20 protein-coding genes are annotated in these 23,556 nt (G+C 74.4%); 10 read left to right on the plus strand and 10 right to left on the minus strand.

The window, feature by feature from the left end:
• Positions 1 to 4 precede the first annotated feature (4 nt).
• Positions 5 to 1,327, plus strand: a complete 1,323-nt coding sequence (gene efeB / locus LH044_RS18455) for an iron uptake transporter deferrochelatase/peroxidase subunit (RefSeq protein WP_227757061.1) — start codon at positions 5 to 7, stop codon at positions 1,325 to 1,327.
• A gap of 39 nt (positions 1,328 to 1,366) precedes the next feature.
• On the opposite strand, the gene LH044_RS18460 is transcribed toward efeB, so the two are convergent.
• Positions 1,367 to 2,500 (minus strand): adenosine deaminase, encoded by a 1,134-nt coding sequence (locus tag LH044_RS18460; protein ID WP_227757062.1) that lies wholly within the window; start codon positions 2,498 to 2,500, stop codon positions 1,367 to 1,369.
• A gap of 122 nt (positions 2,501 to 2,622) precedes the next feature.
• Between LH044_RS18460 and LH044_RS18465 the strand changes: the two genes are divergently transcribed.
• Positions 2,623 to 3,867 carry a family 1 glycosylhydrolase gene (locus LH044_RS18465; RefSeq protein ID WP_227757063.1) on the plus strand — a complete coding sequence of 415 codons (1,245 nt, stop codon included), beginning with the start codon at positions 2,623 to 2,625 and terminating at the stop codon, positions 3,865 to 3,867.
• A gap of 18 nt (positions 3,868 to 3,885) precedes the next feature.
• Here the strand turns inward: LH044_RS18465 and LH044_RS18470 are convergent, their stop codons facing one another.
• The 3 genes from LH044_RS18470 to LH044_RS18480 form a co-directional block, all read right to left on the minus strand.
• Positions 3,886 to 5,406: an RNB domain-containing ribonuclease gene (locus LH044_RS18470; protein ID WP_227757064.1), complete on the minus strand. Its 1,521-nt coding sequence runs from the start codon at positions 5,404 to 5,406 to the stop codon at positions 3,886 to 3,888.
• Positions 5,407 to 5,437: 31 nt separating this feature from the next.
• Entirely contained in the window at positions 5,438 to 6,835 is a 1,398-nt protein-coding gene (locus LH044_RS18475; RefSeq protein ID WP_227757065.1) for an aspartate aminotransferase family protein, read from the minus strand.
• A 128-nt stretch (positions 6,836 to 6,963) separates the two neighbouring features.
• On the minus strand, positions 6,964 to 8,217 hold the full coding sequence (locus LH044_RS18480) for a YncE family protein (protein WP_227757066.1): 1,254 nt from the start codon (positions 8,215 to 8,217) through the stop codon (positions 6,964 to 6,966).
• Positions 8,218 to 8,278: 61 nt separating this feature from the next.
• Between LH044_RS18480 and LH044_RS18485 the strand changes: the two genes are divergently transcribed.
• The gene (locus LH044_RS18485; RefSeq protein WP_227757067.1) at positions 8,279 to 9,085 is read left to right on the plus strand and encodes an enoyl-CoA hydratase/isomerase family protein; all 807 of its coding nucleotides are present in this window, start codon (positions 8,279 to 8,281) and stop codon (positions 9,083 to 9,085) included.
• 37 nt (positions 9,086 to 9,122) lie between these two features.
• On the opposite strand, the gene LH044_RS18490 is transcribed toward LH044_RS18485, so the two are convergent.
• Positions 9,123 to 10,289, minus strand: a complete 1,167-nt coding sequence (locus LH044_RS18490; protein ID WP_227757068.1) for an NADH:flavin oxidoreductase — start codon at positions 10,287 to 10,289, stop codon at positions 9,123 to 9,125.
• 81 nt (positions 10,290 to 10,370) lie between these two features.
• On the opposite strand from LH044_RS18490, the gene LH044_RS18495 reads away from it, so the two are divergent.
• Positions 10,371 to 11,765: a sensor domain-containing diguanylate cyclase gene (locus LH044_RS18495; protein ID WP_227757069.1), complete on the plus strand. Its 1,395-nt coding sequence runs from the start codon at positions 10,371 to 10,373 to the stop codon at positions 11,763 to 11,765.
• 49 nt (positions 11,766 to 11,814) lie between these two features.
• On the opposite strand, the gene LH044_RS18500 is transcribed toward LH044_RS18495, so the two are convergent.
• Positions 11,815 to 12,003 carry a hypothetical protein gene (locus LH044_RS18500; RefSeq protein WP_227757070.1) on the minus strand — a complete coding sequence of 63 codons (189 nt, stop codon included), beginning with the start codon at positions 12,001 to 12,003 and terminating at the stop codon, positions 11,815 to 11,817.
• A gap of 134 nt (positions 12,004 to 12,137) precedes the next feature.
• Here LH044_RS18500 and LH044_RS18505 point away from each other — a divergent pair, with 134 nt between their 5' ends.
• From LH044_RS18505 to lon, 3 genes are all read left to right on the plus strand, one after another.
• Entirely contained in the window at positions 12,138 to 13,061 is a 924-nt protein-coding gene (locus LH044_RS18505) for an AzlC family ABC transporter permease (RefSeq protein ID WP_227757071.1), read from the plus strand.
• The gene (locus LH044_RS18510) at positions 13,058 to 13,378 is read left to right on the plus strand and encodes an AzlD domain-containing protein (RefSeq protein WP_227757072.1); all 321 of its coding nucleotides are present in this window, start codon (positions 13,058 to 13,060) and stop codon (positions 13,376 to 13,378) included. The genes LH044_RS18505 and LH044_RS18510 overlap by 4 nt, the downstream gene beginning before the upstream one ends.
• Before the next feature lie 255 nt (positions 13,379 to 13,633).
• Positions 13,634 to 15,958 (plus strand): endopeptidase La, encoded by a 2,325-nt coding sequence (gene lon / locus LH044_RS18515; protein ID WP_374210643.1) that lies wholly within the window; start codon positions 13,634 to 13,636, stop codon positions 15,956 to 15,958.
• A gap of 112 nt (positions 15,959 to 16,070) precedes the next feature.
• Here lon and LH044_RS18520 read toward each other — a convergent pair whose 3' ends face one another.
• Positions 16,071 to 16,871 (minus strand): ferritin-like domain-containing protein, encoded by an 801-nt coding sequence (locus tag LH044_RS18520; RefSeq protein ID WP_227757074.1) that lies wholly within the window; start codon positions 16,869 to 16,871, stop codon positions 16,071 to 16,073.
• 74 nt (positions 16,872 to 16,945) lie between these two features.
• Between LH044_RS18520 and LH044_RS18525 the strand changes: the two genes are divergently transcribed.
• Positions 16,946 to 18,589: an FAD-binding oxidoreductase gene (locus LH044_RS18525; RefSeq protein WP_227757075.1), complete on the plus strand. Its 1,644-nt coding sequence runs from the start codon at positions 16,946 to 16,948 to the stop codon at positions 18,587 to 18,589.
• Between the two features lie 69 nt (positions 18,590 to 18,658).
• Here the strand turns inward: LH044_RS18525 and LH044_RS18530 are convergent, their stop codons facing one another.
• Positions 18,659 to 19,672: a pirin family protein gene (locus LH044_RS18530; protein ID WP_227757076.1), complete on the minus strand. Its 1,014-nt coding sequence runs from the start codon at positions 19,670 to 19,672 to the stop codon at positions 18,659 to 18,661.
• Between the two features lie 197 nt (positions 19,673 to 19,869).
• Here LH044_RS18530 and LH044_RS18535 point away from each other — a divergent pair, with 197 nt between their 5' ends.
• Positions 19,870 to 20,952: a LysM peptidoglycan-binding domain-containing protein gene (locus tag LH044_RS18535; RefSeq protein ID WP_227757077.1), complete on the plus strand. Its 1,083-nt coding sequence runs from the start codon at positions 19,870 to 19,872 to the stop codon at positions 20,950 to 20,952.
• A gap of 54 nt (positions 20,953 to 21,006) precedes the next feature.
• Here LH044_RS18535 and LH044_RS18540 read toward each other — a convergent pair whose 3' ends face one another.
• Positions 21,007 to 21,870, minus strand: a complete 864-nt coding sequence (locus LH044_RS18540; protein WP_227757078.1) for an LLM class F420-dependent oxidoreductase — start codon at positions 21,868 to 21,870, stop codon at positions 21,007 to 21,009.
• A 74-nt stretch (positions 21,871 to 21,944) separates the two neighbouring features.
• Between LH044_RS18540 and LH044_RS18545 the strand changes: the two genes are divergently transcribed.
• Entirely contained in the window at positions 21,945 to 22,781 is an 837-nt protein-coding gene (locus LH044_RS18545; RefSeq protein WP_227757079.1) for an LLM class F420-dependent oxidoreductase, read from the plus strand.
• Positions 22,782 to 22,816: 35 nt separating this feature from the next.
• Here LH044_RS18545 and pgl read toward each other — a convergent pair whose 3' ends face one another.
• Positions 22,817 to 23,527, minus strand: a complete 711-nt coding sequence (gene pgl, locus LH044_RS18550; RefSeq protein ID WP_227757080.1) for a 6-phosphogluconolactonase — start codon at positions 23,525 to 23,527, stop codon at positions 22,817 to 22,819.
• Between the last annotated feature and the right edge of the window lie 29 nt (positions 23,528 to 23,556).

The raw sequence follows: 23,556 nt of genomic DNA on the forward strand, positions 1-23,556 counted from the left end.
GACGATGGAGCCGACCGACGCCGACACCGACGTGACCAGCGGCGAGGACGCCCCCGACCGGGGCGTCCCGCGCCGCTGGCTCCTCGGCGCGGCCGGGGTCGGCGCCGTGGTCGCGGGCGCCGGCATCGGCGTCGCGGTCGCCAGCGCGTCCGACACCGAGACGGTCGCCGGCGACGGGGACGACCCCGCCGGCTCCGTGCCGTTCCGTGGCGCCCACCAGGCCGGCATCGTCACGCCCACGCAGGACCGCCTGCACTTCGCCGCCTTCGACGTCACGACCGAGGACCGCGACAAGGTGATCGCGCTGCTGCAGCGCTGGACGTCGGCCGCCGAGCGGATGACCCAGGGCCACTCCGCGGGCACGACCGGTGCCATGAACGGGCCGCTCGACGCCCCGCCCGCCGACACCGGCGAGGCCTACGGGCTCCCGCCGTCGCAGCTGACGATCACGATCGGGTTCGGCCCGAGCCTGTTCGTCCGGGACGGCGTCGACCGCTTCGGTCTGGCCGACCGCCGACCCGCGGCGCTCATCGACCTGCCGCACTTCCCGGCCGACCGACTCGACCCGGCCCGCACGGGCGGCGACCTGTGCGTCCAGGCCTGCGCCAACGACCCGCAGGTCGCCGTGCACGCGGTGCGGAACCTGGCCCGCATGGCGTTCGGCGTGGCCGCGGTGCGCTGGTCGCAGCTGGGCTTCGGCCGGACGTCGTCGACGTCGACCACGCAGACGACGCCCCGGAACCTCTTCGGCTTCAAGGACGGCACGGCCAACCTCAAGGCCGAGCAGACGGACCTCATCGACTCCCAGGTGTGGGTGGGCCGGGGCGACGACCCGGCGGCGGAGTGGATGGCGGGCGGGTCGTACCTCGTCGCCCGGCGGATCAGCATGCACATCGAGACGTGGGACCGGACCTCGCTCCGGGAGCAGGAGACGATCGTCGGCCGCGACAAGGGCGAGGGCGCGCCGCTGTCGGGCGGCACGGAGTTCACGGCCGTCGACCTCGACGCCAAGGGCGCCGACGGTCCCGACATCGCGCTCAACTCCCACGTCCGGCTGGCGCACCCCGACGAGAACGGCGGCGTGCAGATGCTGCGCCGGGGCTACAACTTCACCGACGGCACCGACGGCCTGGGCCGGCTCGACGCCGGGTTGTTCTTCATCGCGTTCGTGCGCGACCCGCGGCAGCAGTACGTGCCGATGCAGACGAAGCTCTCCCGGGACGACGCGCTGTCGGAGTACCTGCTGCACACCGGCTCGGGCCTCTTCGCCGTGCCGCCGGGTGCCGACGAGCCCGACGCCTGGATCGGCGAACCCCTCTTCTCCTGATCCTGCCCGCGCCCTGGTCCCGACCGGGGACGAGGGTCGTCAGGGGACCGACAACGCCGCCAGCTCGGCGTAGCCCGGCTTGATCACCCTGTCGATGAGGTCGAGGCGCTGGTCGAAGTGCTCGAACGCCGACTTCATCGCGTTCACCGTCAGCCACTCCATCCGGTCGAGGGTGAGGCCGCCGACCCGCGCCAGGTGGTCGAACTCCTCGGACAGCGTGACGCCGCTCATCAGGCGGTTGTCGGTGCTGACCGTGACGCGGAACCGCAGCGCCATCAGGAGCCAGATCGGGTGCTCCTCGTAGCTGGGCGCCGCGCCGGTGTGGACGTTGGAGGTCGGGCACATCTCGAGCGGGATGCGCGCGTCGCGCACGTAGTCGGCGAGCCGGCCGAGCCGGGCGGTGCCGCCGGGCTCCACGGTGATGTCGTCGACGATCCGCACGCCGTGGCCGAGGCGCTCGGCGCCGCACCAGCCGAGCGCCTCGGAGATCGACGGGAGGCCGAACGCCTCGCCCGCGTGGATGGTGATGTGCAGGTGGCCGCGACGGATCAGGTCGAACGCCTCCATGTGACGGCTCGGCGGGAAGCCCGCCTCGGCGCCGGCGATGTCGAACCCGACGACGCCGCGGTCGCGGAAGGCGAGCGCCAGCTCGGCGATCTCGGCCGACCGGGCCGCGGTGCGCATCGCCGTCAGGAGCGCCCGCACCTGGATCGGCCGGCCGTCGGCGGCAGCCAGCGCCTCGCCCCGCCGGAAGCCGGCCACGACCGAGTCGACCACCTCGTCCAGCGTCAGGCCGGCCTCGACGTGCAGCTCGGGCGCGAAGCGGACCTCGGCGTACACGACGCCGTCGGCGGCGAGGTCGAGCGCGCACTCGCACGCCACCCGCTCGATGGCGTCGCGGTGCTGCATGACGCCGACCGTGTGGGCGAACGTCTGGAGGTACAGCTCCAGGTTGCGTCGGTTGGCGCCGCGGAGCATCCACTCGGCGAGGTCGTCGACGTCGGTCGTCGGCAGGTCGTCGTAGCCGTGCTCGGCGGCCAGCTCGATGACCGTCGACGGCCGGAGGCCGCCGTCGAGGTGGTCATGGAGCAGCACCTTCGGGGCCCGGCGGGTGATCGCCGGGGTGAGCGCGATCCCGTCGGGCACGTGGCGGGCGCTGGGGTGGATCGACATCAACAGATCGTAGAAGCGAGTGGCGGTCCGGCGGGTGTCGAGGCCGTGAACGTCCGGTTGCGACCGCTCTGTTCCCACCAGCAGGGGTGAACGCCCCAGTTCCTGGGAACGAAACTCGTGGGATGACGACGACGAACGGGTTCCCGGACGGGTTCATGTGGGGGACCGGCGCCTCCTCGCTGCAGACCGAGGGCGCCCCGCCCCTGAGCGACTGGTACGCGTGGGAGGAGGCGGGCCGGGCGCCGCGATCCGGCGCGGGCAACGGGTTCGGCGTCGAGTACGCGTCGGACCTGAGCCAGTTCGCGGACCTCGGCCTGACCCACCACCGCCTGTCGCTGGACTGGGCCCGGCTCGAGCCGCGCCAGGGCCGGCACGACCAGGAGGCGGTCGAGCACTACCGGGCGATCCTGACCGCGGCCCGGGAGGCGGGGGTCAGCGTCTGGGCCTGCCTGCACCACTTCGACCTGCCGGGCTGGTTCGCCGACGACGAGGGCGGGTTCCGCGACGAGCGCGCCCGCTCCCTGCACTGGGCCCGCCACGTCGACTGGGTCGGCGAGACCTTCGGCGACCTGGTCCACGGGTGGAAGCCGGTCAACGAGCCGGTCGCCTACTCGATGCTGGGGTGGCTGACCGGCCGCATCCCGCCGGGCCGCCAGGACGTCGACGCGTTCGCCGAGGCGCTCGAGGCGGTGCTGCTCGCGAACCACGAGGCCTGGCGGCTCCTGCGCTCCGGCGACCAGCCGACGTGCACGATCCACAGCCTCATGCCCGTCTACCCGGTGTGGTCCGAGGACGACGACCGGCAGGCGGAGCCGGCGAGGGCCAACGCCCGGATGGTCGACGACGTCGTCTGGGGGAGCTGGATCAGGGCGCTGCGCGACGGGGTGCTGGCGGTCCCGGGCCGGCCCGAGATCGAGGTGCCCGAGATGGCCGGGTCCTTCGACCTGATCGGCTTCAGCTACTACTACGCGCTCGGCATCGGGCCCGACCTGTCGTTCCGGCCGTACCCGACCGGGGCCGACGTCGGGCCGCTCGGCCTCGCGCCCTGGGCGGAGGGGCTGCGCGTCTGCCTGGAGCGGCTGGCCGAGGAGCTGCCCGACCGCCCGATCGTCGTCGCGGAGTGCGGGATCGGGACGTGGACCGCGCAGGACGACGACGACCTCCGGTGCCGCTACCTCGAGGACTGCCTCGAGATCACCCGTGGCGCGATCGCCGACGGCATCGACGTCCGCGGCTTCTTCCACTGGACCGGGGTCGACAACTACGAGTGGAACCTCGGCTACGACGCCGCCTTCGGCCTCATCCGACGTGATCGCACGGCCAAGCCGTCGGCCGACGTGGCCCGGCGCTGGGCCACCGGCACCTGACCGGCTCGGCCCCGCGGCTCACGGGGCCGCGGGCGTGATCGCGAGGACGGATCCGGTGGGGTCCGGGGTCGCGGCGACCTCCTGGCCGAGCGCCAGCCCGGTGGCGGCATCCGCCGGGACCCGGGTCAGCACGGCGGGGTCACGGAGCTGGAGCTGGGCGCCGCGCTGGTCCACGCCGACGACGACCGCCGCCAGCGGCTCGCCGGCCCGGTCGGCCAGCAGGGCGGTCTCGACCAGGTCGCGCGCCGCGCCGTCGGCGCGGGACTCGCGGTTGCGGGCCGCGCCCATGAGGTGGGGCAGGTCGGCCAGCGCGGCGCGCACGTCGTCGGGCACCTCCCGACCGGCGCAGTGGGCGAGCACCACCTCGTTGCCGAAGCGGTCGACCAACCGGCGCAGCGGCGCGGTCACGTGGGCGTACGGCGCCGCCACCGCGGCGTGCTCGGCCGTGCTGCCGACCGGGACGGCGCCCGACGGCGCCCGCTCGTCGAAGTACAGGTACCCCGCGCCGCGGAACAGGCGGGCCGCCTGGGTCGCGAACGCGGCGTCGGCCGGTCGGGTGGGGTCGAGCGCCCGCACGACCTCGGCGTAGCTCGAACCCGGCGGCCACGGGACCCCGAGCGCGACGGCATCGGTCCGCAGGGTGGCGAGCGTGCGCTCGTCGGGCGGCGGCAGGGTGCGCAGGACGCCGACGCCGGCGTCGAGCATCAGGTCCGCGGCCGCCATGCCGGCGAGCAGCGAGACCTGCGCGTTCCAGCCCTCGACCGGCAGCGGCGCCCGGAAGGCCAGCCCGATCGTGCCGTCGTCGCCGACCACCACCTCCTGGTCGGGGAGCGGGAGCGACACGCCGCCCCGGGCGCGCTCCTGCTCCTCGCGCCGCTGCCCGACCTCGCGGAGCAGCGCGAGGACCTCGGCCGCCGCCGCAGTGCCCGGGTCGGGCGCGTGACCGTCGAGCGCCTGCTGGACGGACGGGTAGTCGAGCTCGGCCCGCGACCGCACGACCGCGCGCTCGAGCCGCGCCGCCGTGCGGGCGCCGTCGGCGTCGAGGTCGATCGTCCACACGAGCGCCGGCCGGTCCTGGCCCGCCCGCAGCGACGCCGCGTGCTCGCCGAGCGCCGGCGGGTGCAGCGGGATCCGGCCGTCGGGCAGGTAGATCGTCAGGCCCCGGGCGCGGGCCTCGTCGTCGACGGGGTCCCCGGGCCGGACGAAGGCGGCGACGTCGGCGATCGCGTAGCGCACCACGTGGCCGGGCCGGTCCGGCCGGCGGCCGATCCAGAGCGCCTGGTCCAGGTCGGTGCTGCCCGGCGGGTCGATCGTGACGAAGGCGACGTCGGTGAGGTCGAGGCGCTCGCGCCCGGCCGCCCGGTCGCCGGCCAGGCCGTCCTCGACCGCCGCCCGGTCCGCGGCGGCGAGCACCTCGGGCGGGAACGCGTCGGGGAGCTCCAGGCGCGACCGCAGCTCGGCCAGCCCGGCCCGGATCCTGGCCGGGGTGCCGGCGGCGTCGGCCCGCTCCGGGGGGACTCGCAGCGGCGGGGTCGGCACGGGGGCGGTGGGCGGTGGGGTCGGCCGGGGCTCAGCGGGCCCGGAGCGAGTCCCAGGCCTCGACGAGCACGGTGCGCAGGACGGACTCGATGAGGTCGAGCTCCGCGTCACCCGCGATCAGCGGCGGCGACAGGATGATCATCGGGTCGGAGCGGTCGTCGGCACGGCACATGAGGCCGAGCTCGAAGAGCCGGTGCGAGATCTGGCCCTTGAGCAGCCAGGCGGACTCCTCGTCGGTGAACGTGTCGAGCGTGTCGGGATCCCGCACCAGCTCGACGGTGCGCAGGAACCCGTCGCCCCGGACGTCGCCGACGATCGGGAGGTCGCGCAGGCCCTCGAGCCGCTCGCGGAACCCGTCGGCGCGCCGCCGCACGTTGCCGAGCACGTCCTCGTGCTCGAGGACGTCGAGGTTGGCCATCGCCACCGCGCAGCTGACCGGGTGCCCGCCGAACGTGATGCCGTGCAGGAACGTGGAGCCGGCCTCGATGAACGGCTGGGCCAGGCGGTCGCTGACGAGCACGCCGCCGAGCGGCGAGTACCCCGAGGTGACGCCCTTGGCGAAGGTGATCATGTCGGGCCGGTAGTCGAAGCGGTCGGCGCCGAACCAGTGCCCGAGCCGGCCGAAGGCGCAGATGACCTCGTCGGACACGAGCAGCACGCCGTGGTGGTCGCAGATCTCGCGCACCCGGCGGAAGTAGCCGGGGGGCGGCGGGATCGTGCCGCCCGTGTTCTGCACCGGCTCGAGGTAGACGGCGGCCACGGTGTCGGGCCCCTCCATGCGGATGCGCTCGTCGATGTCGCGGGCGCACAGCTCGGCCCACTCCTCGTCGAAGCCGTGGCCGGAGCGGAAGGGGTTGGTGTGGCGCACCTTGACCGCGCCGGGCACGAGCGGCTCGAACGGCTCCTTGATGCCGGGCAGGCCGGTGATCGACAGGGCGCCGAAGGTCGTGCCGTGGTAGGCGAGGTTGCGGGAGATGACCTTCGTGCGGTTGGGCTGGCCGACCGCCTTGAAGTACTGGCGGGCCAGCTTCCACGCGGTGTCGACCGCCTCGCTGCCGCCGGTGGTGAAGAACACCCGGTTGAGGTCGCCGGGCGCCATGCCGGTGAGGCGCTCGGCCAGGGCGAGCGCCGGCTCGGTGGCGTAGGACCAGATGGGGAAGTACGCGAGCGTCGACATCTGCTCGGACGCCGCGGCGGCCAGGTCGCGGCGTCCGTGGCCGACCTGCACCGTGAACAGGCCCGACAGCCCGTCCAGGTAGCGGTTGCCGGCGCGGTCCCAGACGTAGCAGCCCTCGCCGCGGACCATCACGGGGAGCTCGTCGGTCGAGCTCATCGCCGTGAAGTGGCCCCAGAAGGGCGAGGCGGCGGCGGTGGGTCCGGGGTCGAGGTCGGTGGTGGGCGCTCCGGTGTCTGACGTGGGGACTGGCACGGTTATCGGTCCTGGATCGGTGACCTGTGGACGCTAGGCCTGCAGCACCGGCCGTGGTAGCCGGGCGGCGGAGCCGGGCGGGCCGTCGGCACGGGACCGCCGCCCACGACCGGTGTACCCCGCGGACGTCAGCGGTAGTTGCCGGTGTGGCCGAGCGAGTACCGGCCGGGCTGCGGGAACACCGCCAGCCCGTGCGGGCCCCGGCCGACGGGGATCGTCCGGACGAGCGCCCCCGTCGCGGTGTCGAAGACGTAGACGACGTCGTCGTAGCGGCCCGAGAGCCAGAGCTTGGTGCCGTCGGCGGAGACGCCGCCCATGTCGGGCGACCCGCCGCCGGGGATCGTCCACGTGGCGACGACCTGCAGCGTGGCGAAGTCGATGACGCTGACCGTCCCGCCGCCCGTGGCGCCCTCCCGACCGGAGCGGCCGCGGTTCGACACGTAGGCGACCGTGGCGTCGCGGCTCGGGTAGATCCCGTGGGCACCGTCGCCGGTGGGGATGAACCCGACCCTGTTGAAGCTGGGCCCGTCGATCACGTGCACCCCGCCGGCCATCATGTCGGCGACGAGGAACGTCCGACCGTCGGGGGCGACGCGCGCGTCCTGCGGCATGTCGTCGGGGCTGCCGAGGTCGAGCGTGCCCAGGATCGCACCGGTGTCGGTCTCGACCTTCACGAGCCGGCCCGAGAACTCGCACGTCGCGATGAACCACCGGCCGTCGGCCGACCAGTCGGCGTGGTTGATCCCGCCGGTGGTGGCGCCGTGGCCGTGGCAGGGCACGTCGACCGAGCGGGTGCGCTGCCAGGTGACCGGGTCGTACCAGTCCATCCGGTTCCGCCGCTCGGCCATGACGATCGCCGACCGGCCGTCGGGGGTGAAGTACAGGTTGTACGGCGCGTCGACCGGGATCGGGGCGCCGGGCAGGCCGGTGACCGGGTCGAACGGGACGAGCTGGCTGGACCCGGAGGCGTTCGCGTAGAGGGTCCGCATGTCGTGGGACGGCACGACGTGCTGGACGAGCTCGCCGACGGGGTGGCGACCGACGACCTCGTACGTCGCCTGGTCGATCACCCACACCTCGCCGTCGTCGTTGTCGGGCACGTACACGAGGGGCCGGGCGGTGGCGACCGTCGGCGACATCTTCCCGGCCGCCGCCTCGGAGTAGACGTTCGCCGCGTCGAGCACCGGGGGCATCCCGGGCAGCTGGTCCGCCACGACCGCGGTGGTCGTGGGGGCGGAGGTGGTGGTGGTCGTCGACGTGGTGGTGCGGGCCCGGTCGGGCCGCTCGGGCCCGTCGCTCGTGCAGCCGCCCGCGAGCAGCGCGGTGGCGGCCAGCGCCAGCAGCGCGGTGCGGACGTGACGGCGAGGGCCCGATCGGGTCACGGCCGCCGACGCTACCGGCGCCCATGCGGCGCCGGGTCGGCGCCGCGTAGGTTGGCCCGCCGTGGACGACCGCTACGCCGACTTCGGCGACCTCACCTTCGACCGACCCTCCGACGGGGTGCTGCGCATCACCCTCGACGGCCCCGGCCTCAACGCGGTGGACGCCGCGGTGCACCGCCAGCTCGCGGACGTGTGGCGGGCCGTCGACCGCGACCCCGACGCCCGCGTCGCCGTGCTGCGCGGCGCCGGGAAGGCCTTCTCGGCCGGGGGCAGCTTCGAGCTCCTCGACGGGATGATCCAGGACTACGCGATGCGGACCCGGGTCCTGCGCGAGGCGCGCGACCTCGTGTTCAACGTCATCGACTGCTCCAAGCCGATCGTGTCGGCCCTGCACGGACCCGCAGTGGGGGCGGGTCTGGTCGCGGGCCTGCTGGCCGACGTGTCGATCGCCGGCCGCTCGGCCCGCATCATCGACGGCCACACCCGGCTCGGCGTGGCGGCCGGCGACCACGCGGCGGTGTGCTGGCCGCTGCTGTGCGGCATGGCCAAGGCCAAGTACTACCTGCTCACCTGCGAACCGCTGTCGGGGGAGGAGGCCGAGCGGATCGGGCTGGTCTCGCTGTGCGTCGACGACGACGAGGTGCAGGACCGCGCCCTCGCCGTGGCCGAGCAGCTGGCGGGCGGGGCCCAGTCGGCGATCCGCTGGACCAAGCACGCGCTCAACAACTGGTACCGCGACCACTCGTCGATCTTCGACGCCTCGTGGGGGCTCGAGTTCTACGGCTTCGGCGGCCCCGACGTGGCCGAGGGCCTGGCGTCGCACCTGGAGAAGCGGCCGCCGGACTTCACCGGCCCGACCAGCGAGTAGCCCGGCCGGCGGCCGTCGCCACGGGAGCGGGGGACGGTCAGGAGGCGAGGACGCAGCGCGTGCCGGTGTAGATCGTCGGCAGGCACTTGTTGCAGTGCACGCAGAGGCCCTCGTGGCCCTCGTCGGCCTGCATCCGGTTGACGAGGTCGGGCTCGCGGAGCAGCGCCCGGGCCATGGCGACGAACTCGAAGCCCTCCGCCATGGCGCCCTCGATCGTCTCGCGCAGGTTGATGCCGCCGAGCAGGATCAGCGGCATCGACAGCTCGTCGCGGAACTGGCGGGCGAACGGGAGGAAGAAGCCCTCCTCGAACGGGTACTTCGGGAACAGCTTGGGGCCGTAGAACCGCAGCCCGAAGCCCACCGCTGCTGGCTGCGTCTCCCGGAACTCCTTGAGCGGCACGTCGCCGCGGAAGAAGTACATGCCGTTGAGCAGCGAGCTGCCGCCGGTGAGCTGCAGGGCGTCGAGGTGGCCGTCGGCCTCGATGAGCTTGGCCATCGGCAGGCTCTCGTCGAGCCACAGACCCTTGTCGACGCCGTCGGCCATGTTGAACTTGGCGGTCACGGCCATGTGGTCGGGCGCCGCCTCCTTCACGGCGGCGAGCACCCGCCGCGGGTAGGCGATCCGGTTGGCGATCGACCCGCCGTACTCGTCGGTCCGCCTGTTGAGGTTCGGGCTCATGAACGAGCTCAGCAGGTAGTTGTGGCCGAGGTGGACCTCGACGGCGTCGAAGCCGGCCTCGGCCGCCACGTTCGTCGCCCGGACGAAGTCGTCGACGACGCGGTCGAGCTGCTCCCGGGTCGCACCGTGCACGCGGGCCATGGCCGGCGCGCTGAACCGGGTCGACGGGGCCATCGTCGGCATGCCGTTGGAGCGCGTGTTGGCGACCAGGCCGGCGTGGCCGAGCTGGGCGGCGATGGCGGCGCCCTCGGCATGCACAGCGTCGGTGAGCCGCCGGAGGTCGCCGATGCGCTCGGGGTCCATGACGAGGGTGTGGCGCTGCACCCGCCCGTCCATCGAGACGGCGCAGTAGGCGACCGTGGTCATCCCGACGCCGCCGGCCGCGACCCGCCGGTGGAACTCGACGAGCTCGTCGCTGACCGCGCCACGGGTCATCACGCCCTCGAACGTGGCGGCCTTGACGATGCGGTTCCGCAGCGTCAGCGGGCCGAGCCGGGCCGGTGCGAACGGATCGGGGTGCGTCACGGGCGCGCTGCCCCCGCTGGACGAACGGACATGTGCGCACAGTAGGTCGGAACCGGGCCCCTCGCTCCGTAGCCTCGGAGGGTGCACCACCTCCCGTCCGACCGCCGCCTGCCCGACTCGCTGCGACTCCCCGACGGGGCCCCCGGGCTCGAGGACCTGCGGCGCGGCGGCCTGCCCGACGACGCGTGGAGCGCCCGGACGGCGACCGAGCTGTCGCCCGACCTCCTCGTCGTCGTCGACCCGCTCATGCGGGCCGTGTGGACCAACGGTGCCGTCGAGCGGATGCTCGGGATCCCGCACGGCGAGATGCTCGGCATGGACGTGAGCTCCTACGTCCACCCCGACGACCTCGTCGTCGCCCTCGGCGCGATCAACGAGGTGCAACGGGCCGACGGCTACCACGTCGCCACCCGCATCCGCGTGCTGCGCTGGGACGGCTCGTACCTCGACACGCGGGTCACGGCGACCACGATCACGACCGACGACGGCGTCTGGATGGTCCTCGCCCTGCGCCCCGTCGACGACGAGGTCGCGGTCGAGCGCCGCCGGGCCCAGCTGAAGGGCCTGGCCCAGAGCGTGTACGTCGAGTGCGCCGCCATGCACTGGTTCGAGCTCGGCGACCGGATCGCCGGCATGCTCGGCGCCCTCGCCGGCGTCGTCGGGTCCCGCACGGTCGAGCTCGTCGAGCCCCGCGACGGCGGGTTCACGAGGGTCGCGGGTTGGTCCCGCGACGGCCACCGCCCGTCGGCCGGCACCCGCGTCGAGGTCGTCGCCGACGCCGACCGGCTCCGGAACCTGCCGTGCGTCGTCACGACCGTCCCGGGCGAGGACGGCGTCGACACCGCAATGGTCGTCGAGCTCTGGCTCGACCGGGAGGGGATCGTCCGGCTGGCGTTCGACGGCTACACCGAGACGTGGGACGACGCGAACGCCGACATCATCGCCCTGATGTGCTCGACGATGCTGGCCACGATGCGGCGGTGCGAGCAGGAGTCCGAGATCAACACGCGCGCCACCCGCGACCCGCTCACCCGGCTGCTCAACCGCACGGCGCTGCACCAGCGGCTGGCCGAGATGCTCACGACGTCCCGGCCGGAGCGCCCCCCGGTCGTGCTGTTCGCGGACCTGAACCACTTCAAGCTGATGAACGACCGGTTCGGGCACCGCGAGGGCGATGCCGTCCTGTGCCGGGTGGCCGACGCGCTGAGCTCCCAGATCCGCGCCGACGACGTCGCGGCCCGGATCGGGGGCGACGAGTTCGTCGTCGTGCTCGACGAGGGCGACGCACCGCTCGACGCGCTGGTCGAGCGCATCCGCGCCGCGGTGGACGCTGCGCTCGACGAGTGGCCCGACGTCACGGTCGCGGTCGGTGCGATCACCGTCGAGCCCGGCACGTCGCCCGACGAGCTGCTCGACCGGGCCGACCGGGCGATGTACGCCGACAAGGCCCGGCTGCGGGCCGCCGACCGGCGCTGAGCGCCCCGACGACCGCCCCGGGGGGATCGGGCGGCGTCAGGGGGCGATCTCAGCGGACGCCGTGGCGGCGCAGCAGCTGGTGGAGGTCCTCGTCGGTGATCGGGGTGCCGTCCAGGTGGCCGTCGGTGTGGCGGTCCACGATGACCTGGCCCGACGCGTTCTCCACCGGCCAGTGGCTCCACGTCAGGTCCTGTCCGTCGGGGAGCGGGTAGAAGCGGTTCGTGGGGGTGATCGGCACGTCTCCACCGTACGGACGGCCCCCGGGCCGCCCCAGGGCCCATCGGACCAAATCGCCGGCCAGAAATCGGGTCCCCGGACCCATCCCACCACGGTCAACATGTCCTCCGTGCTCCAGCCCCCCGACCCAGCCCGGTGACCGACGCGACCGACCCGACCGAGCCGCCCGAGCCGCCCGACCCGACCGAGCCGACCGAGCCGACACGTCGGGCCGACCAGACCCCGACGGGTCCGCGCTCGACGAGCGGTGCCGCCGACGCCCCGCCCCCCACGAGGCGGTCGTTCGGCGGCTTCCGGGCCGGCGCCTTCGCCATCGCGCCGCTCCTGCTGGGCGTGGCCCCGTTCGGGATCGTCGCCGGCGCCACCCCGGTCACCCACGGCATGTCGTGGGACGTGCCGGTCGGGTTCTCGACCGTCGTGTTCGCCGGCGCGTCCCAGCTCGCCTCGATCGAGGTGCTGACCGGCGGGGGCTCGGTGCTCGTGGCCGTGCTCGCGGCCTGCACGATCAACCTGCGGATGGTCCTGTACTCGGCGTCGATGGCGCCGTACGTGACGAAGGTGGGGACGGGCCGCCGGCTGCTGATGGCCTACCTGCTCACCGACCAGGCCTACGCCGTGTCGATCGTGCGCTGGACCGAGGAGGGCGCCGAGGACCTGTCGGCCCGGACGGCGGGGGAGCGGCTGCGCTTCTACCTGGGTGCGGGCGTGTCGCTGTGGACCACGTGGCAGATCAGCACGATCGTCGGGATCCTCGTCGGCAACGCCGTCCCCCCGGAGATCCACCTCGAGTTCGCCGTCCCGCTCGCGTTCCTCGTCCTGCTCGTCCCGACCCTCGTGGGCCGGCCCTCGCTGGTGGCGGCGGGCGTCGGCGGCCTCGTGGCGGTGCTCGCCGCCGAGCTCGGTGCCGGGCCGACGTCGATCATGATCGGCTCGGTGGCGGGGATCGTCGCCGGCGCCCTGGTGGACAGCGACGACCCCGGCGGCGCGGACGCACCGACGGGCGGGACCGGGGGCGGGACGGGCAGCGGGCCCGCCGGGCCGGCGGGGGCCGCATCGTGAGCGCGGCGTGGTGGACGATCCTGCTGGCCGGCGTCGGCACGTTCAGCATGCGGGCGTCCTTCCTCGCCGTGGCCCACCGGCTCGTGAAGGTCCCGCCCCGGGCGCACCGGGTGCTGCGCCAGATCCCCCCTGCGGCGCTCGCCGCGCTGGTGCTCCCGGCGTTCGTCCGCCCCGAGGGTCACGTGGACCTGCTGCAGGCCCGCTTCGGCGCCGGGGTGCTGGCTGCGGTGGTGGCGTGGCGGACCCGCAACGCCGTGCTCACACTGGTGGTGGGCATGGGCGCGCTGCTGCTCATCCAGCTCGTCGCCCCCGGCTGATCCCCCGGAAGGGGCGGGCGTCGGGGGCCGGCGACGGGGGCAGGCGACGGGGCGGGAATGGGAACGATCGATAATCTGTTACCCAGTCACTCAACTTTTTCCGTTGAGCTGATCTTCGACCCCCTGGCTGGAGTGCAGATGCCTGATCCCACGGTGAGCCCCGAACCGGACACCGACCTTCGCACCGGACCGGACCCCGACGAGGGGACCGTCCTCCCCGTCCTTCCGCTGAGCACCGGCGTCGTGCTCCCCCAGATGGTCGTGACCATCGCGCTCGAGACCGACGAGGCCCGGGCCGCCGCCCGTGCGGCCGCCGGCGACGGCGTCCACGACCGCGCCCAGGTGCTGCTCGTGCCCCGGCTCGACGGCCGGTACGCAGCGGTGGGGACCGTCGCCCAGATCGAGGACGCGGGCGAGCTCCGCGGCGGGGTCAAGGCCCTCGTCGTGCGGGGCCTGCACCGCGCGGTGATCGGCGCCGGCGTGCCCGGCACCGGCGAGGCCCTGTGGGTCCGCGCCACCCCTGCGGTCGAGGCGAACGCCGACACCGACCGGGCCGAGGAGCTGGCCAAGGAGTACCAGGCGGTCGTCGAGAACATCCTCGAGTCCCGCGGCGTGCCCGGCCTGGCCGACGCCTTCCGAGGCATGACCGATCCCGGCGCCATCGCCGACATGGCGGGCTACTCGCCCGACCTGTCCGCGGAGCAGAAGGTCGGCGTGCTCGAGGCGCTCGACGTCGAGGACCGCCTCGAGCTCGTCGTGGGGTGGGCCCGGGAGACCCTGGCCGACCTGTCCCTCAAGGACCGGATCCGCAAGGACGTCACCGAGGGCATGGAGAAGACGCAGCGGGAGTTCCTGCTGCGCCAGCAGCTCGCGGCCATCCAGAAGGAGCTGGGCGAGGAGTCCGGCGACGACGAGGCGCTCGACCACGTGCGGGCGCTGGCGGCCGATCCGGCCGTCCCCCAGGAGGTGCGCGACGCCCTCACCAAGGAGCTCGGCCGCCTCGAGCGGACGTCGGAGCAGTCGCCCGAGCACGGGTGGATCCGCACCTGGCTCGACACCGTGGCCGGCCTGCCCTGGACGTCGCGGGCCGAGGATCCGGTCGACGTCCCCGGCGCCCGCGCCGTCCTCGACGCCGACCACAACGGCCTCGAGGACGTGAAGGACCGGATCGTCGAGCACCTCGCGGTCCGCGCCCGCCTGGCGGAGCGCGCTGCGGCCCAGGCCGCCGACGGCGACGACGCCGAGCCGGCCGGCCGCTCGGGCCCCGGCGGCGCCATCATCACGCTCGTCGGGCCCCCCGGCGTGGGCAAGACCTCGCTCGGCGAGTCCGTCGCCCGGGCCATGGGCCGGCCCTTCGTGCGCGTCGCGCTCGGCGGCGTCCGCGACGAGGCCGAGATCCGCGGGCACCGGCGCACCTACGTCGGCGCCATGCCGGGTCGCATCGCCCGTGCCATCTCCGATGCCGGCGTGATGAACCCGGTGCTGATGCTGGACGAGGTCGACAAGCTCGGCAGCGACTGGCGCGGCGATCCGTCGTCCGCGCTGCTCGAGGTGCTCGACCCCGCGCAGAACCACACCTTCCGCGACCACTACCTCGAGGTCGACCTCGACCTGTCCGACGTCGTGTTCATCGCGACGGCGAACGTCATGGACACCATCCCCGGGCCGCTGCTCGACCGGATGGAGGTCGTGCCGCTCGACGGGTACACCGAGGCCGAGAAGGTCGACATCGCCCGTGACCACCTGGTCGCCCGCCAGCGCCGCCGCAACGGCGTGGGCGACGACGAGGTCACGATCTCCGACGACGCCCTGCGGTCGATCGTCGCCGACCACACCCGCGAGGCGGGCGTCCGCAACCTGGAGCGCCAGGTCGGGCGGCTGCTGCGCAAGGTCGCCACGGCCCTGTCGACGGGCGCGGTCGAGGCGCCGGTCGAGGTCCGCGACGCCGACGACGTGCGGCGCTGGCTGGGCCGGCCCCGGTTCTTCGCCGAGGTCGCCGACCGGACGTCGGTCCCCGGCGTGGCCACCGGCCTGGCCGTGACCGGCGTGGGCGGCGACGTGCTCTTCGTCGAGGCCAGCTCGATGCCGTCGTCCGGCGACGCGGGGCTGACCCTGACCGGCCAGCTCGGCGACGTGATGAAGGAGTCGGGCACGATCGCCCTCTCCTACGTCCGGGCCCACGCCGACGAGCTGGGCGTGGCGGACGGCGCGTTCGACGACCGCCGGTTCCACCTGCACGTCCCGGCCGGGGCGGTCCCCAAGGACGGCCCGTCCGCCGGCGTCACGATGGTGACCGCCATGACGTCGCTGCTGACGGGCCGGCCGGTGCGCTCGACGGTCGGCATGACCGGCGAGGTCACGCTGCAGGGCAACGTGCTGCCCATCGGCGGCGTGAAGCAGAAGGTCCTCGCCGCCCACCGCGCCGGCCTCACCGAGGTCGTCCTCCCGGCCCGCAACGGCCCGGATCTGGACGACGTGCCCGAGGCCGTCCGGGAGCAGATGACGTTCCACCTCGCGTCGCACATCGACGAGGTGCTGGCCGCCGCGCTGGAGCCGGCGTCGGACCCGGTCGCCGCCTGACCGGCGCCCGCACCGGACCGAACCGAACCGAACCGAACCGACCCCCCAACCCCCCATTTGGCGCCGGTTTCCGTCGTGTCCCGACGGAAACCGGCGCCAGAGCGCGTGGGGGTCAGGCGCGGCGGAGGCAGCCGCCGATGAGATCGAGCCCGGCGAGCCCGGGGATCGTCCCGATGGCGGCGTCGATGCGCTGCACGACCGTCGGCGCCGGCTCGAAGAGACCGTGCAGCAGGCGGTCGGCGTCCTCGCGGCTCCGGAGCCCGACGCCGACCGGGCTCCACAGGTGGGCGAGCCCGAACCGCACCACGCGCTGGCCCCGTGGGTTGCCGTCCAGGCGCTCGATCGCCGCCTGCCGGTAGAACGCGTAGTGCAGCGACTCCTGCGCCATCACGTCGCGCAGCACGTCGCGGAGCAGGGTCGATCCCGTCCGGTCGCGGAGCAGGCCGTAGAAGCGCAGCGTCGTCAGCTCGTTCACGGCGCCCCAGGCCATGTGCAGCGCCGTGAAGTCGTCGCCGAGCGCGACGCGGGCGAGCCGGTTGACGTGACGGCCCCGCCGGGCGGCCCGCCGCTGCGCCGGGGTCACGTGGGCGGGCTCGACGCGCCCGCCGTCGCTCCGCAGGACCCGCGCCAGCAGCTCGCCGTGCACGACCTCCTGGTCGAGCCACGTCCGCAGGAAGCGCGTGATGAGAGGGTCGCGCGCCGTGTCGAGGCTGGCGAAGGTGCCCTCGGTGCCCCACTCGACCTGCGCCGCGTAGGTCAGCTGGAACCGCTCGTCGTCGGTGAGGCCCTCGTGCGGGGCCGGCCCCCGGCGCCGGCGCGGCTCGGGCCAGTCGTAGGCGTCGGGGTCGAGGGGATCGCCCATCCGCTCGAGGAGCGAACCGAGCGACCGTGCGGCGGCGGGTGCGACGTCCATGCCCCGGGTTCGGAGCGTGCCCGGCCGCGGATGGGTCGGGCGGGCGGGATGCGCCGGGCGTATGGTCCCGGACCATGACGGGCGCGGCGACCTCGGAGGGCGGCGGCCGGGTGCGGTCGTGGTGGGGCTGGGGGTGGGAGGACCAGGCGCTCTCCGACGCGGACTGCGCCGCCCTCGGCGCCCTCCTGCCCGGGTCGCCCGACCGGCCCCTGCCGGTGCCCCGGGTGGCCGACCTGGACCTGCCGGCGCCCCGCATCGGGCTGCCCGCCGCGTTGGCGGGGACGGACGCCACGTCGCCGGCGTCCCGGGCGTCGCACGGTCGGGGCAAGGCCTACCGGGACGTCGTGCGGGCGCTGCACGGCGACGCTGGGGCGCCGCCCGACGTCGTCGCCCGGCCCGCCGACGAGGCCGGTGTGGTGGCGCTGCTCGACTGGGCCGCCGACGCCGATGTCGCCGTCGTCCCGTTCGGTGGCGGCTCCTCGGTCGTCGGGGGCGTCGAGTGCGACGGCGAGGGCCGCGCCGGCGTGGTGTCGCTCGACCTGACCGCCATGGACCGCGTGCTCGAGGTCGACCGCACCAGCCGCGCCGCGAGGGTGCAGGCCGGCGTCCTCGGCCCCGCCCTGGAGGACCAGCTCCGTCCCGACGGGCTCACCTTGCGGCACTTCCCGCAGAGCTTCGAGTTCTCGACCCTGGGCGGGTGGATCGCCACGCGCGCCGGCGGGCACTACGCCACGCTGCGGACCCACATCGACGACCTGGTCGAGTCGATCCGGGCGGTGACGCCGGTGGGGGTGAGCGAGTCGTGGCGCCTGCCGGGCTCCGGAGCCGGGCCGTCGCCGGACCGGCTCCTCCTCGGTTCCGAGGGCACCCTCGGCGTGATCACCGAGGCGTGGGTCCGACTGCAGGACCGGCCCGAGCACCGGCGCTCGGCGACCGCGACCTTCGCCGACGGCGCCGACGCCCTCGCCGCCGTCCGCGCCATCGCCCAGTCGGACCTCCACCCCGCGAACTGCCGCCTGCTCGACCCGGCCGAGGCCGCCATGTCCGGCGCCGGGCCCGGCGACCGTTGGGTGCTCGTGCTGGGGGTGGAGTCCGCCGTGCGGCCGGTCGACGACGCGATGGCGCTGCTCGTGGAGCTCGCCCGTGACCATGGCGGGACCGTGGCCGACGCGCCCGCGCCGGACCGTCGCGGCGACGGCGCGCCCGCCGAGGGGTGGGCCGGTGCCGGCCGCGACCGGGCGGCCGAGACGTGGCGCTCCGCGTTCCTGCGCATGCCGTACCAGCGCGACGCACTGGCCCGGATGGGTGCGGTGGTGGAGACGTTCGAGACCGCCACCACGTGGGACCGCCTGCCCGGGCTCTACGAGGCGGTGCGAGCCGAGGTCGGCGCCGCGATCGAGGAGGTGACCGGCGCCCCTGGCCTGCTCACGTGCCGGCTGACCCACGTGTACCCCGACGGCGCCGCGCCCTACTTCACCGTCGTCGCCGGCGGCCGCCCGGGGGCCGAGCTGTCGATGTGGGACCAGATCAAGGCCGCCTCGATGGAGGTGCTCACGCGACACCGCGCGACGGTCACCCACCACCACGCCGTCGGTCGCGACCACCGGCCCGGCTACGACCGCCAGCGCCCCGAGCCGTTCGCCCTCGCGCTGCGCGCCGCCAAGCGCGCCCTCGACCCGGCGGCGATCCTCAACCCGGGTGTGCTGATCGACCCCTGAACCGCGCTCCCGACCCGGTCGCGGTCGTCCGACGACCTGACGCGTGGTCGGGGACGGGTCGCGGGCGTGTCAGCCGGCGGGCTCCTCGACCCGGCCGTCGACGTGGCGGGCGAAGCGCCCGCGGTCGGGGCCGTGGTCCGGGTCGTCGGTCGGCCACGGCCATCCGCCGAAGCCGGTGCGGCGGTAGTCCGCGAACGCCTGCTCGACGCCGGCGTGGTCGTTCATCACGAACGGCCCGTACTGGGCGACGGGCTCGCCGATCGGCCGGCCCTGCAGCAGCAGCGCCTCGGTGGCCCCGCCGTCGGCGGCGAGGCGCACGTCGTGGTCGGCGCGGATCACCGCACCGGTCGACGGCCCGACCGCCTCGCCGTCGACGCGGAGCCCCGCGCCGTCGAACACGTAGAGGACCCGCACCGTGTCAGCGCCGGTGGCCGCGGGGAGGTCCCACTCGCCGCCGTCGTCCATCGACACGACCCAGATCGCGAGATCGGACTCGGGCCGGCTGGCCCACGAGTCGGGCGGCGGTGCCGGCGGGCGCCGTCCGTCGAGCTCCCCCGCCACGAGCGTCACGGCCGTGCCGGTGCCGACCTCGAGGCGCGGGATGTCCTCGTTCCAGAGCATCGTGAAGTAGGGGTCGGCCATCTTGTCGGCGGCGGGCAGGTTCAGCCAGATCTGGAAGAGCTCGAGCGGGTTGGGCCCCTCCCGGTCGAGCAGCGGGAACATCTCGGAGTGGACGACGCCGGCGCCGGCGGTCAGCCACTGGACGTCGCCGCCGCCGAAGCGCGCCGTGGCCCCGAGCGAGTCCGAGTGGTCGATCAGGCCGCGCCGCACGAGCGTGACGGTCTCGAACCCGCGGTGCGGGTGCTGGGGGAACCCGGGCACGACCGAGCCGTGGTACATGCTCCAGCCGTCCGCCCCGGAGAAGTCCATGCCGAGGTCCCGGGCGTGGAGGGGCGCGTCGGGACCGAGGAACTCGTTCGCGCTGGGGTAGGCGTCGAGGTGGTGGACGCAGAAGAGGAACGGGTCGATCGTCTGCCACTGCTGGCCCAGTGCGATGGTCTCGAGGACGGTGCCGTCGGTCATGGGACGAGGCTACGACGACGTGCCCGTCACCCGTCCGCGCACCGGCCGCCCCCGGCCGCCACCCGGCGCGCCACCCACCGTCGCCGTCGGCGGCGCCGCACCACCGGTCGCGCCACGCTCGGTGGCGGCGTCCGGGGCATGGGCCATTTGACCCATGCGGATGCTCACACCACCGGCGTTCCCGCCGATCGGAGGGCATGCGACTGAACCCCCGACACCTCCTGCCGGCCGTCATCGCCACCGGTTCCCTCCTCGTCCCCACCGTGCTCGCGGCACCGGCGGGCGCCCTGCCCGGCGCGGCCGGCTCCGGCGGCGGCACCTCGGCCGCCTCGTCCGGGACCACCTCGGCGTCGACCACGAAGGGCACGTCGTCCAAGGGCACCTCCTCGAAGGGCACGTCCTCCAAGGGGACGTCGTCGAAGGGCACGTCGTCGAAGGGCACGTCGTCCGGCGCCGCGGCCGGGAAGCAGACCCACATCGTCCGCAGCGGCGACACGGTCGTCGGCATCGCGAAGCGGTACGGCGTGTCGGCGGACTCGATCCGGGCCGCCAACGGCATCGTCGACGACGAGCTGTACCTCGGCGCCCGCATCATCATCGACGGGTCGGCCTCGACCGGCGGCGGCTCCAAGAGCTCGACCCCGACCGCCAAGGGCACCTCGTCCAAGGGCGGGTCCTACACGGTCAAGGAGGGCGACTACCTCGACGGGATCGCCCGCAAGCACGGCGTGTCGCTCAGCGCGCTGCTCAAGGCGAACGGCCTGAAGGCGTCGAGCCTGATCCTGCCCGGCGACACCCTCAAGATCCCCGGCTCGTCCGGCGGCTCCTCGGGCGGGAGCTCCGGCACCGCCTCGTCGACCCGGTCCGCCTCGGCCGGCGACGTGGGCCCCGACCTCCGGTGCCCGGTGCCCGGTGCGTCCTTCATGAACGACTGGGGCTTCCCCCGCGACGACGGCGGCCGCTTCCACGAGGGCACCGACCTGTTCGCCCCGAAGGGCACGACGATCGTCGCCCCGGCGTCGGGCACGGTCGTGTTCGGTTCGAACGGCCTGGGCGGCACCACGTTCACGCTGACGACGTCGACCGGTTGGGTGATCTACGGCGCGCACATGTCCGCCACGATCGGCTCCTCCCGCACGGTCAAGGCCGGCGAGGCGATCGGCCGGGTCGGCAACAGCGGCAACGCGGCGGGCGGCGACACGCACCTGCACATGGGCGTCAAGCGGGCCGGCGGCACGGCGATGAACCCGTACCCGTCCCTGCACGACGCCTGCGGCTGAGGCCGACGTCCGGCCGGGTACCCCGGCCGGCGTGGTGACCGGTGACGCCGGGCGTCAGCGCGTCGGGGTGATGACCCGTTCGCCGAACTCGGCGATCGTCGCCTCGGGGTCCCTCCAGAAGGCGAAGGCCGGCACGATGACGCGGTCGACGCCCTGCGAGGCGAGCTCCTCGACCGCGGCCGCCGGGTCGTCGCCGAACACGCCGGCCGAACCGGTGCTGACCGTGATCGCCGACGGGTCTCGGCCGGCGTCCGCGGCGGCCTGGCGCATGATGTCGACGAGCTCCGGGATGTCGCCCTTGGCGGGGAAGAAGCCGTCGCCGAGCCGACCGGCACGCCGGGCGGCGGCCGGGCTGTGGCCGCCCACGGTGATCGGCACGGTGTCGCCCGCCGGCTTCGGGTTCACGCTCGCTCCGGTGAACGAGGCGAACTCGCCGTGGAAGTCGACGTGGTCGTCGGCCCACACGGCCCGCATGACGTCGACCCACTCGTCGGTGCGGGCGCCGCGCCGCTCGAACGGGACGCCGAGGGCGTCGAACTCCTCCTTGAGCCAGCCGACGCCGATCCCGAGCTCGACCCGACCGCCGGACAGGCGGTCGAGGGTCGCCACCTCCTTCGCGAGGACCAGCGGGTTGCGCTGCGGGAGGATCAGGATGCCGGTGCCGAGGCGGAGCGTCGTGGTCGCCGCCGCGACGAACGCCAGCCAGATCAGCGGGTCGGGGATCGGCGACGACGCGTCGGCGGCCATCTTCCCGCTCTTGTCGTAGGGGTACTCCGACTCGTAGCCGTCGGGGTAGATCACGTGCTCGACGGTCCACAGCGAGTCGAACCCGGCGGCCTCGGCCGACTGCGCCAGCGTCACCAGCCCCTCGCGCTCGGTGAACTGCAGGGTGTTGGCGAAGGCGATCCCGAACTCCATGGGCGACATCATGCCCGGGTCGCCCCGCGCGGTGCGGCCGACCCGTGGGATCGATCGGTGGCAGGCTCGGGTCCATGCGCTACGGGATCAAGACCTCGCCCCAGATGACCACGTGGGACGCCATGGTCGAGGTGTGGCGGGCTGCCGACGGGATCGACCTGTTCGAGTCCGCGTGGAACTTCGACCACTTCGAGCCCATCCTCGGCCAGCCCCGCAACGGGCCGTGCATGGAGGGCTGGACGACCCTGGCCGGGCTGGCGGCGCTGACGTCGCGCATCCGCATCGGCTGCATGGTCACGGGCATGCCGTACCGGCACCCGGCGGTGCTGGCCAACATGGCCGCGTCGGTCGACCAGATCTCGGACGGCCGCCTGGAGCTGGGCCTCGGCGCGGGGTGGAACCAGCAGGAGGCGGACGCCTACGGCATCGAGCTGGCCCCGCTGAAGGAGCGCTTCGACCGCTTCGACGAGGGGTGCGAGGTCATCGTCGGGCTCCTGACCGAGCCGCAGTTCTCGTTCTCGGGCCGGCACTTCACGATCACCGACGCCTACTGCGAGCCCAAACCGGTCCAGTCGCCGCACCCGCCGATCACGATCGGCGGCGACGGCCCGACCCGGACCCTGCGCGCCGTGGCGCGCTACGCGCAGCGGTGGAACACGCCGTTCACCTCGCCCGAGATCCTGCGCGAGAAGCAGGAGGTGCTCGCCGGGCACTGCGCCGACATCGGTCGGGACCCGTCGGAGATCACGATCACGGCCCAGGTCATCTTCGACCCCGACCAGGGCCCGGCGGCCCTCGCCGAGTCGTGCGCCGAGCTCGCCGAGGCCGGCTGCGAGGTGGCAGTCGTCTACCTGCCCGAGACCGTGCACCGCGCCGAGGTCGTCGAGTCGATCGCCGCCGCCCTGTCCTGACCCGCCGCGTCGGCGCGCCCGCCGGGGCTCCGACGTCAGGGCTGCTGCGGGTGCGCGGCCCGGTCGGCGACGATGATCGAGCGGGGCGCCTCGACCTTCGACGCCGGGTAGATCGGGTCGCCGGCCAGCACGCCGGCCAGGGCCTCGCGCTTCTCCTCACCGGTGATCAGCCACAGGAGCTGGTCGGTGCGGCCGAGCGCCGGGTACGTCAGCGTCATCCGACGCCGGCCCTGGTAGGCGGTCGAGGTGACCGCCACGGCGTGGTCGGTGACGCCCAGCACCTCGTCGCCGGGCACGAGCGAGGCCGTGTGGCCGTCGGGCCCGATGCCGAGGTGGATCAGGTCGAAGCGGTCGGGGAGCGAGGCCGCGTAGGCGTCGCACGCCGCGGCGATCGCGCCCTCGTCCTCGGTGGCGTCGCCGGGTCCGTCGCCGAGCAGCTCCTCGACCGGCATCGGGTGGACGGTCACCGGGAGCGCGGCGACGGCGTCGGCGAGGCCGACGAGGTTGCGGTCCGCGTCGCCGGCCGGCGCGATGCGCTCGTCGACCTGCCAGATCGACACCGCCTCCCACGGGAGGTCCTGGTGCGCGAGGTGCGTGAGCATCGCCCACGGCGAGCGGCCGCCGCTCACCGCGAACGTGAACGCGCCGCGCTCGTCGACCACCCGACGGACCTCCTGCGCGACGTGGTCGGCGGCGGTCGCCGCCACCCCGTCGGCGTCCTCGACCACCCACTGCTCGTGATCCACTGCCTCGGCCTCCTGGGTTCGGTGCCCGG

The sequence above is a fragment of the Dermatobacter hominis genome (assembly GCF_020715685.1).
Classification (GTDB): Bacteria; Actinomycetota; Acidimicrobiia; order Acidimicrobiales; family Microtrichaceae; genus Dermatobacter; species Dermatobacter hominis.

What these genes read in the sequence shown, in the direction of transcription:
- efeB (WP_227757061.1), top strand. Translation starts at nt 5, where the DNA reads ATGGAGCCGACCGACGCCGACACCGACGTGACCAGCGGCGAGGACGCC.
- LH044_RS18460 (WP_227757062.1), bottom strand. Translation starts at nt 2,500, where the DNA reads ATGTCGATCCACCCCAGCGCCCGCCACGTGCCCGACGGGATCGCGCTC.
- LH044_RS18465 (WP_227757063.1), top strand. Translation starts at nt 2,623, where the DNA reads ATGACGACGACGAACGGGTTCCCGGACGGGTTCATGTGGGGGACCGGC.
- lon (WP_374210643.1), top strand. Translation starts at nt 13,634, where the DNA reads ATGGTCGTGACCATCGCGCTCGAGACCGACGAGGCCCGGGCCGCCGCC.
- LH044_RS18520 (WP_227757074.1), bottom strand. Translation starts at nt 16,871, where the DNA reads ATGGACGTCGCACCCGCCGCCGCACGGTCGCTCGGTTCGCTCCTCGAG.
- LH044_RS18525 (WP_227757075.1), top strand. Translation starts at nt 16,946, where the DNA reads ATGACGGGCGCGGCGACCTCGGAGGGCGGCGGCCGGGTGCGGTCGTGG.
- LH044_RS18530 (WP_227757076.1), bottom strand. Translation starts at nt 19,672, where the DNA reads ATGACCGACGGCACCGTCCTCGAGACCATCGCACTGGGCCAGCAGTGG.
- LH044_RS18535 (WP_227757077.1), top strand. Translation starts at nt 19,870, where the DNA reads ATGCGACTGAACCCCCGACACCTCCTGCCGGCCGTCATCGCCACCGGT.
- LH044_RS18540 (WP_227757078.1), bottom strand. Translation starts at nt 21,870, where the DNA reads ATGGAGTTCGGGATCGCCTTCGCCAACACCCTGCAGTTCACCGAGCGC.
- LH044_RS18545 (WP_227757079.1), top strand. Translation starts at nt 21,945, where the DNA reads ATGCGCTACGGGATCAAGACCTCGCCCCAGATGACCACGTGGGACGCC.